This window comes from Peribacillus sp. B65 (assembly GCF_058513295.1).
Genome location: NZ_CP195840.1, coordinates 5,174,318 through 5,190,645, shown reverse-complemented (window position 1 = coordinate 5,190,645; position 16,328 = coordinate 5,174,318). Strand labels below are relative to the sequence as shown.

Below are 16,328 nucleotides of genomic sequence, written 5' to 3'. Positions count from 1 at the left end.
ATTAATTGCCCCCCATGAAGAATTAAGCTTTTTTATATTCTAAGTAGATTAAAGATTTTTCATCAGAAATTATATCCGGCTCAACATTCGATTTCTTTAAACCAGGCAGCCAAATGACCGTTCCCGTTTGATCGATGATGACCGGCCACACATTTCTTTCTAGCATCGGGATCTTTTCATTAATAAAAATATCCTTTAACTTTTTAGTTCCACCTAATCCCTTGACGGCCATCCGCTCGCCTTCATTCCTGTTTCGGATTGTAAGAGGAAGCTGAACATCTGATTCGGGAAGTATAAAAGAATGATTTCCTCTAAGTACCGGAATTTCTTCTTTTATATAGTGCGCTTTAATCTTATATCCATTCGGAAGAATAGTCTCACCGGGAATTTGTAATTTATAGGAATATTTTTGGCTTTTTTGCCGGAAAAACCTAAACGTGCAAGTTTGATATGATTTTTCCGCAATAAGGCCCTCCGGAAGATGCAATTCTGCAGATGGTTGAGGATTCAAAAACAAAACTAAAAGTTGGTCAATATGTAATGCCGAAAGCGATGAAGGTCTCTCCAAATAAAGATAGTTTAATATTAGTTGAATCGCCCTTCTTTGTAAAGGTTTAGGCATCGCGAGAACCTTATCAATCTGAATAACCGCTTGATCTTTATCCTGTGTGATCCAAACATCGGACATTTTGCTTGAAACCAGGTTCAAAAAAAACTCTTCATCTTCATAAAGCTCTTCACTGAATCGTTGAAAATGCTCATGAACCTTGCCATTTTCTTTTTTTAAAAACGGAAGGACTTCATGTCTAAAACGATTTCTAGCATAGACACCGGTTTCATTGCTCGGATCAAATCTTGGTTCGATATCATGAAGGCCCGCATATTCGATTATTTGGCTTTTCGTGATTTCAAGAAAAGGCCTGATCAGATTTCCGGTATGGAAACGTCTCTTTATAGGAATACCTGCCCTTGCCTTCCCTGTCGCCCCTCTTGTTAAACGCATGAGCATCGTTTCGATTTGATCATCTCCATGATGCCCCAGGACAAGAGTGGAGGCTTGGTGCTTATCCATCAATTCTTCATAAAAGGCAAAACGCAGCTTTCTTGACGTTATTTGTGAACTTTCCCCCGTCTGTTTCATCCGGGCTGGAACATCGATCCTTTTTCCCTCAAATGTAATGCCCCACCGTTCACATATATGCTCGACATATTTATAATCCTCATAGGATTCTTCACCACGAAACATATGGTCAACACTCGCAACAATCATCTCGTAATGAAAAAGAGATTGAATTTCCTTAAGGATATGGAGAAGCACCAATGAATCCGGCCCTCCGGAAACGCCTATTAGCAACTTCGAGTTCTCCTTAATCAATTCGTTTCTATAAATGGTGCTCAGAACTTTTTCCTTTAACATACAATCTTCCTTCTTTATGAACAGGCATTAGTTTTATACGATTCAATCATGAAATGGTTTCAATTATTCCATGGCATTTCACCTAATAACTATATCATAACAACTGTTCATATATGTAAAGAACATAGAGCATCGATATGATGGCAACCAGCAAAAAAGTTTCAAAAAAACCGCCACTTTTCTTTTTTGAATGGTTTTGGGACCTTCTTGCTTGTCTCGTTGCAGGTTGAATTGTTTGTGACTGGCCGGTAGCTGCCTTGGTCGGACCCTTTTTCTTCGAGTGATTTTGCTTACTTAGCACCGTGACCAAATCCTCCCGCATTTGGAGGGCAGAATCATACTGCCCGTGAAGTGCTTTATCCAACATCTTTCTATATGGGTGCAATTCCTTTTTCTGCTTAATCAAGTCGTTAAGCTGTCTATACCCCTCCCCTTGCTTGTGGAAACGTCCAGGATAGGCCGAATTGATTATAATCATCGCCACAGCGAACAAGTCATATTGCGGATCTGCCTTTCTTGATCCAAGTCCCCAGTAACCCCTGTCAAAGAACTCGGTGAATTCTTTAACAGATCGCCCAATTAAGGTGGTTCCGCCTACATCCACGCACCTCACCTTATAGGCTGGTGAAGTCACGATCAAATTCTCAGGTTTTAAATCGCCGAACACCCAGCCATTGGTATGCAAGGCAGACAAGCTGGTTAAAAGCTGAAGCATTAAGACTCCAATCCATGATGACCCTTTCTTATCGATGAAACGCAAAAAATCGTGTCCGTGGATATATTCCATGACATAAAAAGGGAGCTGCTTTCCTGTTTTCATGAAATCATCCGCTTCCAAAAAGGAAGGTCCAAGGGTAGACCCCTGGACCTTTGAAAAGGATTTTAGGATATTCATCTCCGAAATAATGGACGTCCCATTATCACTGAGCTTTAAAGCATAATGACGATTTTTGCTTTCAACCAAATAGACGATCCCGTTCGCTCCACACCCCAATTCCTTAATTATTTTGTACTGGTTTTTATTCCATTTTCCAGTGACCAAACTGCCAGGCAGGAGTTTACATTGATTCCTCAAAGTATTGTTCATCATCATGTGATAACAATCCCCTCAATGAACGTTTTTTATTGAAATATGTTAAAGCTTCACGAATGGCTGGACCTGTTGGAGTGAGTCCCCCTGTACTAAGCTTAGGAAAAGTTGCCGTCAGGGCTTCAAGGTTCGGGGTCCAATCCAGCAACTTTTCAACATCATTTCTTTTCCCAGGAAATACGAATACGGAAAAACTGCTGTCACCCATTCTTGCATTCATGCTAAGGGAAAGATCTAATAAGGAATCTTTTACTGTAGGCAGTTTATGTTTCATGCTTGCACTGGTATCAACAAGAATCAGTACTTCGAGCTTGCTCGTTTCCCCAAGCTCATCGACCACCTCCATCACTTCTCCTCGTTTATCCGGCGGAAGATCCTCCATCGTTTTTGAATCTCCAAGTATTTGTTGAAGTTCGCGATTGATAACTCCCTGTATAGTTTGAGTCATTGCCTTTTGTGTCACCATTTGGACGGTTTGTGACAACTGCTGGGAATAGACTATTTGACTTACGCCACCTCCTGAACCAGCAATCTTCTCGATCTCCTTAAGACCCTTTTCATCTATAACATCATTTTCCATGACACCTATGACATTGATTGTTATGCCTTGCTTCCTTGCTAATTCAGCCATGGCAGACGGCTCCTCACCATGATTTGAACATCCGTCAGTTATAAGCAAAATCTGTTTTAATGTTCCTGCTTTCATGTTTTGCTCTCCCTTCCTATCAATTTGTTACCATAATTGACTAAAAAGGGGGAATTTATACGCTAAGACATCGCATCAAGTCACATCATGGAGTGGAGTGATTGAAAAGTCTCTTTACCTTTTAACCTTCTTCCATTTCACCATCTCATTTTTGGTTTTATTTATTATATATATATAAACGGCCTACTGGGCCTTTTTGCGTTTTGGAGAAACGGGAATGGATGCCCATTTCGGTGTGTTATGCTTGATTTTCGATGTTACCACTGTCATGTCATCATCTATGATCCCTTTTGTTCGGATGACCTCTTCCAATATTAAATCAGAGATTTCCTGCGGATCGTCTGTTTCCATTTCCTTGATTTTCCGTTTAAGCCAGAACTCGATATTTTCAACATGCGAGGGGCCATCGAACACTCCATCGCTCATCATGATTAGTATGTCCCCTGCCTTGAGCTCTTCTGATACAACATCAACATCGAAATCCTGGATGATTCCCATAGGGAGGTTACTTGATTCAATTTTTATTATCCTATCCCCCCTTTTAATGAAACTCGGTATTGAACAGATTTTTAAAAACTTAGCCTTTGCGTCCTGAAGATCAATCATTGCCAAATCAAGAGTCGAAAATATTTCATCGGTAGTGCGTAGAGATAATACGGAGTTTACGGATTTAATGGCTATTTTTTCTTCAATTCCCGATTGTAAAAATTTTTGAAGCAGCTTCAATGTCTCTGTACTTTCAAAATGGGCCCTTTCCCCATTTCCCATTCCATCACTAATGGCTATTGCGAATTTGCCGCAGCCAATTTCCATGGTCGTATGACTATCTCCTGATACAAGCCCTCCCCCCTTGGCAGCATGAGCAACACCCGTTTCGACCGTGAATTTTTTTGCTGACCTAAATATCACCTCACATTGCCCGTTTGGATACGTTGCACACTCTTCTGAATGAACGACTATCGTTTCCCCTAAAATGTCAGAAAGCATAGGTGCAATCAATTTTTCACATTCCCCTCTGCCCTGGCAGTATGGGACACTCATTTCTATATCAACATTCCCTTGTTCTAGACTGTATATTTCTACATACCCTATGTGCAGTCCAAAATCCTGGATGGCTTCCAAAATGGATTCTTCATGTACATGATGATTCTTCCTTTCCCTTTGAATTTCTTTCGCAAAATCATCCATTACTGCCGAAACTCCCCGCAATTGATCCGCAACTAGCTTCCGGCTTTCCTTCACCTGCCTTTTTAATTTTTGGTTGGCTTCAAAATAAGTAAGCTCCTGTGATATCGCCCCAATGACCTGAGGGCCGCGGCTACAATATTTCCCCCATTCCTTCGAAGTCTTTTGGGGAAGCTGACCATTATTTTCACTTAATTGAAGCATAATTTCCTGCATGCCGTCATAGGTTGTATTAAAGTTCTTGGACCAGCACTGTTCCTTTTTAAAACAAAGCTGGCACGTCTTTTCCGTTACATTACTTAAGAAGTAGTCGAATTCTTTCTCATCTTCCTCCAATCTCCCCCTTTCATCCACTTGGGAAAAGCTATTTGAGAGCGCCTCAAATACATGTGAGAATTGCTCCACCCTTTGAGCGGTGACATCCCTCACTTTCCGGGCATACTGCTGCTGTTCATCAGAATTCTCGACTGTTCCCGGTATATGTTTCGCTATTTTGTTGATTATGGATGACGGTGTCAATATAAATAGGGCCACAGCTATAATTGATTCATAGAGGGTCACCATAATATTGCCGGTGCCCTCACCATATAAACCTATCAGTAACGTAGCAATCATGAGGCCCGCGGCAACCCCTATCTTCCTTCCCTCCTTCAACAGACCGCCCAGAAGCCCGGAAAAAGCGAGAAGGCTCATTTGATAGAGACTAGCAATACTTGCCAGGCTGAATATCAATCCAGTAACTACACCTACAGTGGAGCCTATGGCGGCCCCTCCCGCCAGCCCGAAGAGGAGGACCAAGTATCGCGAGAATATATGGTCGAGTGATAGATCGTATATCATCCAGCCTATGGTTCCGGTCATCACCGAAGCCAGCAGGATGATGATGCTGACGATTTCCTCCGTCTTTAATGATTGGGACTTTGTCCGAATGGTCAGCAGCGGGATGGACTGTATGAAGATTAAGGTTAAGATCATTGCGAGTCCCGCCTCTACTCCTATCATCATTAAGTCGTACAGCTGAATCGTTCGGAATACCAGATATTGCTCGGCCAGGTTGACCAGGAATAGTGAAGCAAAAACGTACATCGACATCGTCTTGAATTGTCCTTCCACGGCGGGCTTCTTGATCTTATGAAATAACAGGAGCAGAAACGCCGATGCAAAGATGACTAAACTATTAGAATAGTGAACGGTCAGCCCACCTGCAATCAATCCGAATAAAGCAAGTGGTGCCCTGTCACGTCTCATGAGAAACACGGCTGCGAAAAACGGAAGTCCAAATGGTGCCAGCTGTGAAAGAATTAATGCCCGTCCTAATAAAAAACCAATAATTGCTAAAGAGATACCTTTTTTTATGAATATGTCTTCCGTCTTCATTTGCAGTTGTTGGATCCAATTGATGGCCCCTGCCTTCGCTTCTTTTAACTGAACATCACCAAGAGGTTCCATCATAGGTCTTTCTACTTTTTCCATTTCAACACCCCATTCGTATTAGTGATTTTTATTATATAGAGGGCTTGTTTATTTTTTTGTCAGAATTTTATAAGCGGATAAGAAAAACGTTCGACGAAATTCTTCTTGAACAATCATTTGTATACAGGTTTTTGTGCCTTTTTTTCCAATACAGAAACGGGTGTTCTTTTTTTTTTGAAGAAAAGCAAAGTTTTTAGGTTATTTTTGCGGAAAATAACACGAATAAATAATCAGGAAATGGAAACCGACAAACTTTATTTTTTTTGTTGACATTTATTCTTCACGAATGTAAGATATAACTTGTGCTTCAGTAGCACTTATCATTATGGCGGCGTAGCTCAGCTGGCTAGAGCGTACGGTTCATACCCGTGAGGTCGGGGGTTCGATCCCCTCTGCCGCTATCTTTTTTCATGAAAATAATGGCCCGTTGGTCAAGCGGTTAAGACACCGCCCTTTCACGGCGGTAACACGGGTTCGAATCCCGTACGGGTCATCAAATACAAAAGCGCCTCTTTACACTTAACTCAGTAAGTGTAAAGAGGCGCTTTTTTTATGTTGTTGATAATTAAAAGAAGACAAGCCGGCAAGCTTGCCTTTATCTACACTATGAATAATTTCACAGGAAAAGTTGCTAAACTATTATTTTCAGCAGCAGTTTTATCCGCGTCTTCCTCCTCGACCTCCCCGTTTCGTTTCGGTGCTACGTTTAAGGGTCGTTAAGCGGTCTTCGCTATCTTTTAAGAATTTAGCCATTTTTTGCTCAAAGTTTTCCTTCGGTTGGAAACCATTACCTTTCGAGCGGAAGTCTTTGGAACGGCTGTCATTCCCTCTTCCTTGGCGCGGACGTGGTGTGTATGCAGGTTTTTGCTCAGCTTCAGGACGGTCTATCGCTTTTTTTATGGACAAGCCAATCTTGCCATCTTTAACATTGATGACTTTCACCTCAACTGTATCGCCCACTTTTAAATGATCATTGATATCCTTGACATAGTTATCAGCCACTTCACTTATATGGACAAGACCGGTTGAACCTTGAGGTAGCTCTACAAATGCACCAAAATTAGTTATGCCTGTTACTTTACCTTGTAACTTGCTGCCTACTTCGATTGACATAAAAAAAATGTTCCTCCTTAGAAATGTTAAAAAATCTCTTCACTCTATATTATAACGAAAGTAAAAAAACAGTGTCAATATTAGTCACTATCTTCCTTCCCTTTTGGAAGGGTAAATATGATTTCGCCTTTTTCAGATAAGAAATAATCCCGTCTGGCTATTTTCGCTATATAGTCGTCGTCATTAAGCTTTACGATTTCTTCTTTAAGAAGGGTCTCGTCTTTTTTCAATTCAGCTAACTTTCCCTTCAATTCTTCCTTCTGTTGTACTTTCTCATCCAGTGCAACATTTTGCGTTATGAGGGTGGAAACGGCAAAAATCAAAAAGACAGCGGCGAAAACTGAGTAAAGAGTTAATCTACGCATTAGACCACGCTTCTTTTTTTCTACGGTTTGTACTTTTTTCTCTTGTTGAGCGACGTAGGGATTTTCTATTTTTGCCACTTTCCTTTTACGCAGGCTACTCATTTTTTATCGCTCCTCATTTCTTTTTATTTCTCCATCTATTTAGCGTTCTAAATATAGAATTCTTTATTTTCAATAAAATCCCTTTTCCTTTATTATAAAACTTCCCGACGTTTTTCGTAACAAAAACCGGCAATAAATTCCATATATAGATCAAAATCCATTTTAATGGCCTCCAGAAAATATTCAAAATGAAAAGAAGTATTTTCCCCGCCCATTTTAATAATGCTAAAACGAACTTACATATCCCGAAGATAATGGCTATTACAGATACTATTACCCATTTTATCGGAACAAATATCAGCATGTGAACCGAATTCGTTATAAATCTCGCCAACTTTATCACAAGTATTATCAAAAACTCTAAAAAACGTTGATAGAAGCCTTTGAAAAGTGCTTGATAAGCTGAAAAACCGCATAATAAGGCCAAAAATAAATAAAGGCGAAACTCTCCCTCATTCACTAAAAACAAAACATAAAAAATAAGGAGACCCTGAATGATCCAGAAAAGGAAGTCATGGATGAATACAATCCACCTTTTCCTTTCTGATCGTTTCAGGAACCGGCTATACGTATCCAGGGCAGCTCCAAAGCCACTGCCCATGCCTATCATCGCAAGCAACGTATAAAATTGAATCGTTAAGGTCATTTGAACAATTTGCCAAAGAAGCCTTTAGCTTTCTCCCCTGATTGCTCATCTAAATAAACAAGGTCGAAAATCTTTCCCTTAATGGAGACGATGCCTTTATCAACGTCTAAATTCTTCATTTGCAAGTTTTGGCCCCGGATAGATAGGAATCCCATTACAGTTTCGAGCAGAAACTCCTCATTATCAAAACTTTCAACTTGTTTGACACCGGTAATATCAAGCAAACGGCGGCCTTTCATCGTTACATCGTGCTCTTGGGTCGTTCCCTTTGTGTAACCAGCATTCGGATCATTATATTGGCTCATTTTTTCATCCCTCACAGTACCACTGATTTTGTACAAGTGTATGTCCGTAAGAGCGGAATTAGAACCAAGCCTGTCCTTACTCCTCCGCTAGCTTTTCTTCCTTTACGATGGTATACATATCTGCAGCCGCTTCTTTTTTGGTCGTTTCTTGAATTTTATCGACACGTACCGTAACGAGCTTTTGACCGAATCGTACAGTCAATTCATCGCCATCTTTCACATTTGAACTTGCTTTGGCCTGTTGTCCGTTAATCGTGATTCTCCCTTTATCGGCAACCTCTTTCGCAAGTGTGCGGCGCTTGATCAATCTTGAAACTTTTAGGAATTTATCCAATCTCATCGACATTAAAATCTCTCCCTTAATTAAAGTCCTTTAGCTTTTGCTTCATCCCAATATGAATCCAGTTCTTCCAATGTATATTCCTCAAACTTTTTGTCTGCCCTTTGAATGCACTCTTCTATATATGTAAAACGCCGGTGGAATTTCTGGTTTGCTTTGTAGACGGCTTCTTCCGCTTGTATGTCATAATAACGTGAAATGTTGACAAGCGCAAAAAAGAGGTCGCCCAGCTCTGATTTTATTCTTTCTACATCCATTTTCGGGCTTAATATTTCAGCTTCCAATTCCTGCACTTCTTCCCTGACCTTTTTCCAGGCTTCGGAAACCTCATCCCAATCAAATCCAACCTTCGCAGCCCTTTTTTGATACTCTTCGGCCCGAAGTAAGTTTGGCAGCGATTTCTCAATCCCATCAAGTATGGATTGCGATGCTTTTGTTTCGCTCCCTTTTTCATTCTCTTTGATTTTCTGCCAGTTCACTAATACATCTTCCTCGCCGTTCACTTCAACATCTCCGAATACATGAGGGTGGCGTCGAATCATTTTCGCCGTAATGCCTTCAATCACATCGTCTATCGTGAACATGCCCTCATCTTCACCGATTTGTGAATGAAGCATCACTTGAAGCAGGACATCCCCAAGTTCACCAACCATGCCCTCATCGTCCTCTTCATCGATGGAATCAATCAGCTCATATGCCTCTTCTATTAGATATTTCTTCAAGCTTTCATGAGTTTGTTTCTTATCCCAAGGACATCCGTCAGGACCTCTAAGTTCTGCGATGACCTGCCGCAGCTTAGAAAACTCCCTGTATCGTAAAGCTTCTTCCCTAACAGGCGGGACATAAACACTCGTCAAGTTACTTAACTCCATCTGACGGTCGAGCTCGAACAGAGCGCATCTTGTCACTTTTTCCTGACTGCTTCCTGCCGCTGTAACGATATATACCTCGTAGTCATCCGGTAGCTTTTCCATTAAAGTCAGCTTCACATTGGACGCACTGAATGCGTCATACACCTGTCCGATTATCATATGCTGGGTAATGTGCAAATCATCTGGTGAAAGATCTGTTCCATCCAATAGCTGGAACCCTTCAATTGGATCGATTTTAACAGCCTGAAACAAGGGATCAAGGAAACTTTGCCCGCCTTCCAGCTTAATGGCTATTCCAAGAGCCGGACCCTTTTCGAGCAAAAGCTGAACCGTTTTTTCCGCTACCATAGGATGCCCCGGAACTGCGTAAAGAACGGAACGCTTTGAAGCCTCCTGTAATAATGTTCCGGCAATTTCTTCATATACCGCTTCAAATTGGTCGTGCTTTTCATATATCCCGTCAAACGCCGTGAAATTGATTCCTTCCTTTTTCAAATCCCCGATAACCGGATGATCAATAGTTCTGATGAAGCATTGTTCTGTTTGCAGCAATTTTTTATAAATTCCTAGTGGAAGCTGATCTAAATCCCCTGCACCAAGGCCTATTATCGTAATCTCATTCATGATTTCGTATACTCCTATTCGTTATAATAAATCGTTTAAGCTTTGAACCTGCAGGTATAAGTGCAAGTTCTTCTTCACCAAATAAGCCTGAACGAATGGCGGTCATCACAAAAACGGCTGCACCGATCCCTACACCGGTCAAAGCTTGAATCGTAGCTAACAACCGGCTCTCGCCTGAGGACATCAATTCGAATAAGCCATTGAATATAACAACCGCCGTACCCATGTAAACCGTACTCTTCAAGATTATTAACACGTGCTTCTTTTCAATTAATGTCTTTTTAATATGCACTCTCAATACCACATAAAATAATACAGACATGATCATAAACGCAAGCACTGTTGCCGAGGCTGCTCCCGCGATTTTGTAATGAGGTACCAGGACAAGGTTCAAAGCCCACTTGCTGACCACACCCACAAGCGTAATGATCACCGGTATGAACGAATAACCTAAGCTTTGAATCACTGCCGCTTCTGCCATTATGACGGATGTGAATAAAATCGATAAAGAGAAAATTGCTAAAGTAATGGTCCCTTTAACATCCGTGAACAGCATATGATTGACAGGCTCCATCGTCACCACCAGCCCGATCGCAGCGGCGAGTCCTATCGTCGCGCTTACACGAAGCGCCAATTTGATTTTATTCAATAATTCATGTTCACTTTTCCTCTGAACGAATCCGGATATTACAGGTACCAGTGCCAATGCAAAAGAATTAGCCACGACTGTACCTAGCTGAAGCAAAGGCTGTCCCCGGTCATATACCCCTTTCCATTCCTTGGCTTCCTTTTCCCCCATCCCCGTTTCCCTTAGTAGGGAATATAGGTGCAGAGAATCGACAAACTGAAACAAGATAAGGATCAAGCCAGTTATACAAAAGGCCAACCCTTGGAAAACCAGGACTTTGGAGATTTTGATGAAATTTACCGGTTTGATTCTCATCCGTAAAAAAAGCTTCCATTCTTCTCTTAAAATAACGAAAGCAATAAGCAGTACCAGGCCGGTCATGCCTCCGGTTATCGAACCGAGGACCGCTCCCTTGCCGACCACATAAGGAGAGTAGCCCTGATTCACGAATATCGTTGAAAGAACCAGTATCGTCAACACACGGATGCATTGTTCAGCGACCTGCGAACTTGCTGTCGGTAACATGTCGTTTATTCCTTGAAAATAACCTCGTAAAACAGATGAAATCGGCATTAATAGATATGAAAAGGCAACGATTCTCAGCAGACTGGCTAAACGAGGATCCTTCATCCATCCTGCTATCCAATCAGCGCCAAGGAATAGTGCAGCAAACATCATGACTCCTATCGAACTTAAGACGACGAATGATGTCATTAAAATGTCGTTGACCGCAAAGTTATTTTTGGAAGACTCCCGTTCAGCAATAAGTTTGGATATGACTACCGGAAAGCCGAGTGTTGATAATGTAAAAGCAACACCGTAGAAGGGGTAGACCTGTTGATAGATATAAAACCCGATGTCACCCGCAATGTTCTGATAAGGAATGCGATAGGCCGCACTCAATACTTTTACGATAATCGCAGCTGCGCTCAAAATCAGCGCACCTCGAAAAAGTTCATTTGATGTTTTATTAGGCTTTTCAGCCATTCTTTTTCCCCTTTTCACTCATATGTGGTAGTTATTATAGCATAATTCTAATGGTTATTTTTCAATTCCAGCCATACTGTTAATTAATTTCCATATCCACTTCTTTTTTAGAAATTGCAAAAAGGACAGCGCGATTGCTGCCCTTTCCACCTTTAAAAATATAATGGCATGTCCAAGGTTACTGTTCCATTTGTCTAGCTAGGAAACTTGCTGCTGTTTCAACCGATTTCTGTTCCACTTCACCAATGGTACTATCTTTAGAGAAAATCAAGACGGCACCAATCGGGTCGCCACTCGCAATGATCGGAGCTGCAGTATAAGATTGGACCTCTTCATCATTGGAATCAACGAATGAAATTTGTCCATTTGGAGACTCCAGGACAGGATTTCTTTCTTCCATGATTTTTTCCACTAGTTCACTAACGCTTTTATTTAAGTATTCTTTTTTGGAGCCGCCTGCCACTGCAATGTAAGTATCCCTATCACAAATCATAACTGGATTTCCAAGGCTATCATAAAGTGCTTCTGCATATTCCCTAGCAAAATCGCCTAATTCACTAATAGGAGAGTATTTCTTAAGGATGACTTCCCCATCCCTATCCACAAATATTTCCAGTGGATCTCCTTCACGGATACGGAGGGTCCTGCGAATTTCTTTCGGGATGACGACTCTTCCTAAATCATCAATTCGGCGAACGATACCAGTTGCTTTCATCTAATGTTGCCTCACTTTCATCTAATTGATTTGATAAATCCTCATTTTGTAGCAAAATCATCACCAGCTATTGTACTTAGTATTTTTCTAATGGTAAGTTCTATGCACTTTGAAAAAATTTTTCTTTTTGTTGCATTTTTTTACCATGGTACCTAAAAAAATTTCTTCAAGAGGACTATCATTCAATTTTAGTTTTTTGTGGCTTGAGTCTCTTTTTTTACATACTGTAAACCCTTGGTCATCTCAAATAAGATATTAAGCCATTTGCTTTGTTCTACGCCCTTTATGTGCAGGACCAGCTTCATTCTATTGCCGTCCATGCCGAAGCCGACCATACGGCCATACTTCGATCCCAGCTCGAACACCTTTTGTCCATCCACATCGCTGCTGACCTTTTCCCTAAGGATAATGCTGATTTCCTGCTTTAATTGTTTAATGCTTTCAATTCCGGCCTTTTCAGCATATACCTTCATTTCGGCAATCATGAATAAAAAGGAAACTTCGTCTGGATACTCTCCGAAACGATCGATCATTTCATCCTGTAATTCTTCCACTTCTTCAAGCGAAGCAATACCTCTGAACCTTTTATACATTTCTATTTTCTGATGTCCATCCATTATGTAGGCATCAGGGATATAAGCATCCACTTCAACATCAATTTCAAGGGTGTTCTTTTCTTCGGCTGGCTGGTCATTACGTTTCGCATCTACCGCTTCTTTCAGCATTTGTGAATACAGATCAAAACCGACTGAATCGATGAAGCCATGTTGTTGAGCCCCCAAGATGTTTCCAGCTCCCCTGATGGATAAATCACGCATCGCGATTTTGAACCCTGAACCCAATTCTGTAAATTCCTTAATGGATTGAAGACGTTTTTCTGCCACTTCAGTCAACACTTTATCTTTCCTATAAGTGAAGAATGCATATGCCACCCGATTGGATCGTCCTACACGCCCACGCAGCTGATAGAGCTGTGAAAGTCCCATTCTATCCGCTTCATTCACGATAAGCGTATTGACATTCGGGATATCAACACCCGTCTCTATAATGGTTGTACTCACCAAAACATCATATTCGCCTTCTAAAAAGCTGAACATGACGGATTCCAGTTCTTGCTCTGTCATTTGCCCATGAGCATAGGTGACACGGGCATCGGGCACAAGCATGGAAATTTCTTCTGCTTTTCTTGCTATATCCTCTACCCGATTGTAAAGGAAGTAAACCTGACCATCCCTGGCCAATTCCCGTTCTATCGCTTCCGTTACCAACGAGCCATTATACTCCATGACATAAGTTTGGATCGGGAACCGGTTCTCAGGCGGTGTTTCGATGACGGACAAATCCCTCACGCCCAACATGGACATATGAAGGGTTCTTGGAATCGGCGTCGCAGTCAAAGTCAGTACATCCACATTAGTTTTTAACCGTTTGATCTTTTCCTTATGTGTAACGCCAAAGCGCTGTTCTTCATCAATGATTAGCAATCCCAAATCGCGGTACACGATATCTTTGGATAAAATCCTATGCGTACCAACCACAATATCCACCGTGCCGGCCTTCAATCCTTTAATCGTCTCGGTTTGCTGTTTTTTAGTCCGGAAACGGCTCATATGACCAATCGAAATCGGATAATCTTGAAAACGCTCCCTTAATGTTTCATAATGCTGCTGGGCGAGGATTGTGGTCGGAACAAGAAATGCAACTTGCTTGCCATCCATTATGGCTTTAAAAGCGGCCCGGATGGCCACCTCTGTCTTCCCATATCCAACATCACCGCATAATAAACGATCCATCGGCCGTTCCCGTTCCATATCCTTTTTGATTTCGACGATGGAACGTAATTGATCTTCCGTTTCGTTATAAGCGAATGATGTTTCGAATTCCCTCTGCATATCACCATCAGGTGAAAAGGCATAGCCCTTTGCCGCTTCTCTTTCTGCGTATAACTTGATTAAATCATCGGCAATATTCTCAACGGATGATTGAACCTTGCTTTTGACACGTTTCCATTCCGTTCCACCTAGCTTATAAAGCTTCGGTTCCTTTCCTTCAGAACCGACATATTTTTGGACAAGATCAATCTGGTCGACAGGTACATACAATTTGTCATCCGCTTGATAACGAATATTCAGGTAATCTTTATGGACCCCGTTGATCGTAAGGGTCTCAATACCCAAGTATTTACCGATTCCGTGGTTAACATGAACGACATAGTCACCGATCTTCAGTTCGGAATAACTTTTGATTCGCTCCGCATTCGATAGTTTCTGTCTCCGTATTGATTTCTTTGACTTCTTATTGAATAATTCCGTTTCCGTTATGATACTGAATTTTTGCATAGGTAATTCAAAGCCGCTATTCAGACTGCCGCGTAAAATCTGTACTTTACCTGGAAGAATGCTGTCCGCATTAAACAGTTCTGCGGCCTCTATATCATAATCGGCCAAAACCGAATGCAGCTTTTTTACCCGTTCTTCATCCTGTCCAAGTATGACGACTGTGTATTTACCTTTTTTCCAACGTTCCAGTTCAGCTTTGAACACATTCATCTGTCCATGGAAATTTTGCATTTGTTTACTGGCAAAATTCAGGATATTCTGAGGATTCGTATGCGGTACATGCCGTAAAAACAATGAAAGGTATACAAACGGCCTGCTGGATTTCACTATTAATTCCTGCATGGGATGAGCCAATTTTATATCATGGATAATTTGTCCCTGACTTAAAAGGTCTGTGTACCACCCAGCCTCTTCCTTTTCCAAAGAATCATTGATTTCCTGGATTCTACTGATTTCATCTAAGAAAACCAAACCATTTACCGGTAAATAATCTATTAAACTAGCTGGATCCTCATACGCTAAACTTAAGTATTTAAAGATTTTGTCAGGTATATTTCCCATTTTCAGCTGTTCAAGTTCATAACTGATCGTTTGAACCAGCTGTTCCTTAGTTTTCTCGTCTTTAAGTTTTTTCAAGCTTTTACTTAATCCGCTCTCGAGCCTTGTTATGATTCTTTCGATATGCTCTGTCTCTAGCAAAGCCTCACTGACGGGACCAATCGTCACCTTCTTGAGTTTCTCGATGGATCGCTGATCTTCGCTTGAAAAGGTCCTTATTGAATCTATTTCGGTATCGAATAATTCAATTCGTATTGGATTAGGTTCGGTGATCGGATAAATATCGATTATGCCGCCCCTGATACTGAATTCACCTGGAGAAGCAACCATTTCAGACCGGTTATAACCCATGGCAATGAATTTATTAAGCGTTGATTCAAGCTCGATGTCTTCCCCTAAATTAAATGCTAGCTGATGCCTCTTCCAAATATCCTTTGGAGGAAGCACACGACGTACCCCTGGAATTGGCGCAATGACAATCCCTTTCTTTCCTTCCGCCCAAAAGTTCAATGCCTCTACACGTTGAGCCCTTAATTCCGGGCTGGCTACACTCAAATCAGCCGCTATCAATTCATTGGCTGGATATATATATAATTCTTCCTCGGGAATGAAACTGGATAAGTCCTCATGGAATTTTTGTGCTTGCAATAAATTATGGGTAACCAATAAAATAGGCCTATTCGTCTTTTCATATACGGAAGCCAGCAATAGTGATCTCGAGGAACCTGTCAGACCAGAGACGATTTGCTCCTTAAGTCCTTCATCGATGCCGGCTATTAACGAATGAACATCATCTTGTTTGGAAAACAAGTTCTGTAATCCATTCATTTTATTTCCCCCCTCTCTTAACGTGCAAAAAACAT

13 protein-coding genes and 2 tRNA genes are annotated in these 16,328 nt (G+C 41.3%); 2 read left to right on the top strand and 13 right to left on the bottom strand.

What is annotated here, in order from left to right; translation table 11 throughout:
* Window positions 1-22 precede the first annotated feature (22 nt).
* The 4 genes from tilS to spoIIE all read right to left on the bottom strand — a co-directional run bounded on the left by tilS (window position 23) and on the right by spoIIE (window position 5,871).
* Window positions 23-1,417, bottom strand: coding sequence for a tRNA lysidine(34) synthetase TilS (gene tilS, locus ACSR9O_RS25405; protein WP_491725295.1), 1,395 nt, complete (start codon window positions 1,415-1,417; stop codon window positions 23-25).
* Between the two features lie 94 nt (window positions 1,418-1,511).
* A complete protein-coding gene (gene prkT, locus ACSR9O_RS25400) occupies window positions 1,512-2,510 on the bottom strand; it encodes a serine/threonine protein kinase PrkT (RefSeq protein ID WP_311735959.1) in 999 nt (332 codons plus the stop codon).
* On the bottom strand, window positions 2,476-3,213 hold the full coding sequence (locus ACSR9O_RS25395) for a VWA domain-containing protein (RefSeq protein WP_101225922.1): 738 nt from the start codon (window positions 3,211-3,213) through the stop codon (window positions 2,476-2,478). The genes prkT and ACSR9O_RS25395 overlap by 35 nt, the downstream gene beginning before the upstream one ends.
* Before the next feature lie 183 nt (window positions 3,214-3,396).
* Window positions 3,397-5,871 carry a stage II sporulation protein E gene (gene spoIIE, locus ACSR9O_RS25390; RefSeq protein WP_101225921.1) on the bottom strand — a complete coding sequence of 825 codons (2,475 nt, stop codon included), beginning with the start codon at window positions 5,869-5,871 and terminating at the stop codon, window positions 3,397-3,399.
* A gap of 327 nt (window positions 5,872-6,198) precedes the next feature.
* On the opposite strand from spoIIE, the gene ACSR9O_RS25385 reads away from it, so the two are divergent.
* Both ACSR9O_RS25385 and ACSR9O_RS25380 read left to right on the top strand, forming a co-directional pair.
* Window positions 6,199-6,272, top strand: a tRNA-Met gene (locus ACSR9O_RS25385).
* Between the two features lie 20 nt (window positions 6,273-6,292).
* Window positions 6,293-6,364 (top strand) — tRNA-Glu (locus ACSR9O_RS25380).
* 164 nt (window positions 6,365-6,528) lie between these two features.
* On the opposite strand, the gene ACSR9O_RS25375 is transcribed toward ACSR9O_RS25380, so the two are convergent.
* The 9 genes from ACSR9O_RS25375 to mfd all read right to left on the bottom strand — a co-directional run bounded on the left by ACSR9O_RS25375 (window position 6,529) and on the right by mfd (window position 16,293).
* A complete protein-coding gene (locus tag ACSR9O_RS25375) occupies window positions 6,529-6,984 on the bottom strand; it encodes a S1 domain-containing RNA-binding protein (protein WP_101225920.1) in 456 nt (151 codons plus the stop codon).
* Between the two features lie 80 nt (window positions 6,985-7,064).
* On the bottom strand, window positions 7,065-7,451 hold the full coding sequence (locus ACSR9O_RS25370) for an FtsB family cell division protein (RefSeq protein ID WP_101225919.1): 387 nt from the start codon (window positions 7,449-7,451) through the stop codon (window positions 7,065-7,067).
* Window positions 7,452-7,464: 13 nt separating this feature from the next.
* Window positions 7,465-8,097 carry a spore cortex biosynthesis protein YabQ gene (gene yabQ / locus ACSR9O_RS25365; RefSeq protein ID WP_101225918.1) on the bottom strand — a complete coding sequence of 211 codons (633 nt, stop codon included), beginning with the start codon at window positions 8,095-8,097 and terminating at the stop codon, window positions 7,465-7,467.
* Window positions 8,094-8,402, bottom strand: coding sequence for a sporulation protein YabP (gene yabP, locus ACSR9O_RS25360; RefSeq protein ID WP_101225917.1), 309 nt, complete (start codon window positions 8,400-8,402; stop codon window positions 8,094-8,096). Before yabP ends, yabQ begins: the two co-directional genes overlap by 4 nt.
* Before the next feature lie 76 nt (window positions 8,403-8,478).
* Window positions 8,479-8,742: an RNA-binding S4 domain-containing protein gene (locus ACSR9O_RS25355; protein WP_034316386.1), complete on the bottom strand. Its 264-nt coding sequence runs from the start codon at window positions 8,740-8,742 to the stop codon at window positions 8,479-8,481.
* 23 nt (window positions 8,743-8,765) lie between these two features.
* Window positions 8,766-10,238 carry a bifunctional methyltransferase/pyrophosphohydrolase YabN gene (gene yabN, locus ACSR9O_RS25350; protein WP_491725294.1) on the bottom strand — a complete coding sequence of 491 codons (1,473 nt, stop codon included), beginning with the start codon at window positions 10,236-10,238 and terminating at the stop codon, window positions 8,766-8,768.
* Window positions 10,231-11,853, bottom strand: coding sequence for a putative polysaccharide biosynthesis protein (locus ACSR9O_RS25345; RefSeq protein WP_491725293.1), 1,623 nt, complete (start codon window positions 11,851-11,853; stop codon window positions 10,231-10,233). Before ACSR9O_RS25345 ends, yabN begins: the two co-directional genes overlap by 8 nt.
* A gap of 178 nt (window positions 11,854-12,031) precedes the next feature.
* On the bottom strand, window positions 12,032-12,568 hold the full coding sequence (gene spoVT, locus ACSR9O_RS25340; RefSeq protein WP_063235918.1) for a stage V sporulation protein T: 537 nt from the start codon (window positions 12,566-12,568) through the stop codon (window positions 12,032-12,034).
* A 188-nt stretch (window positions 12,569-12,756) separates the two neighbouring features.
* Window positions 12,757-16,293, bottom strand: coding sequence for a transcription-repair coupling factor (gene mfd, locus ACSR9O_RS25335; protein WP_230178761.1), 3,537 nt, complete (start codon window positions 16,291-16,293; stop codon window positions 12,757-12,759).
* Window positions 16,294-16,328 lie beyond the last annotated feature (35 nt).

Bases quoted from the DNA above. Each gene is read 5' to 3' on its own strand.
- yabQ (WP_101225918.1), bottom strand. From the start codon at position 8,097: ATGACCTTAACGATTCAATTTTATACGTTGCTTGCGATGATAGGCATG.
- spoVT (WP_063235918.1), bottom strand. From the start codon at position 12,568: ATGAAAGCAACTGGTATCGTTCGCCGAATTGATGATTTAGGAAGAGTC.
- prkT (WP_311735959.1), bottom strand. From the start codon at position 2,510: ATGATGATGAACAATACTTTGAGGAATCAATGTAAACTCCTGCCTGGC.
- ACSR9O_RS25395 (WP_101225922.1), bottom strand. From the start codon at position 3,213: ATGAAAGCAGGAACATTAAAACAGATTTTGCTTATAACTGACGGATGT.
- spoIIE (WP_101225921.1), bottom strand. From the start codon at position 5,871: ATGGAAAAAGTAGAAAGACCTATGATGGAACCTCTTGGTGATGTTCAG.
- mfd (WP_230178761.1), bottom strand. From the start codon at position 16,293: ATGAATGGATTACAGAACTTGTTTTCCAAACAAGATGATGTTCATTCG.
- ACSR9O_RS25375 (WP_101225920.1), bottom strand. From the start codon at position 6,984: ATGTCAATCGAAGTAGGCAGCAAGTTACAAGGTAAAGTAACAGGCATA.
- ACSR9O_RS25370 (WP_101225919.1), bottom strand. From the start codon at position 7,451: ATGAGTAGCCTGCGTAAAAGGAAAGTGGCAAAAATAGAAAATCCCTAC.
- yabN (WP_491725294.1), bottom strand. From the start codon at position 10,238: ATGAATGAGATTACGATAATAGGCCTTGGTGCAGGGGATTTAGATCAG.
- ACSR9O_RS25345 (WP_491725293.1), bottom strand. From the start codon at position 11,853: ATGGCTGAAAAGCCTAATAAAACATCAAATGAACTTTTTCGAGGTGCG.
- ACSR9O_RS25355 (WP_034316386.1), bottom strand. From the start codon at position 8,742: ATGAGATTGGATAAATTCCTAAAAGTTTCAAGATTGATCAAGCGCCGC.
- yabP (WP_101225917.1), bottom strand. From the start codon at position 8,402: ATGAGCCAATATAATGATCCGAATGCTGGTTACACAAAGGGAACGACC.
- tilS (WP_491725295.1), bottom strand. From the start codon at position 1,417: ATGTTAAAGGAAAAAGTTCTGAGCACCATTTATAGAAACGAATTGATT.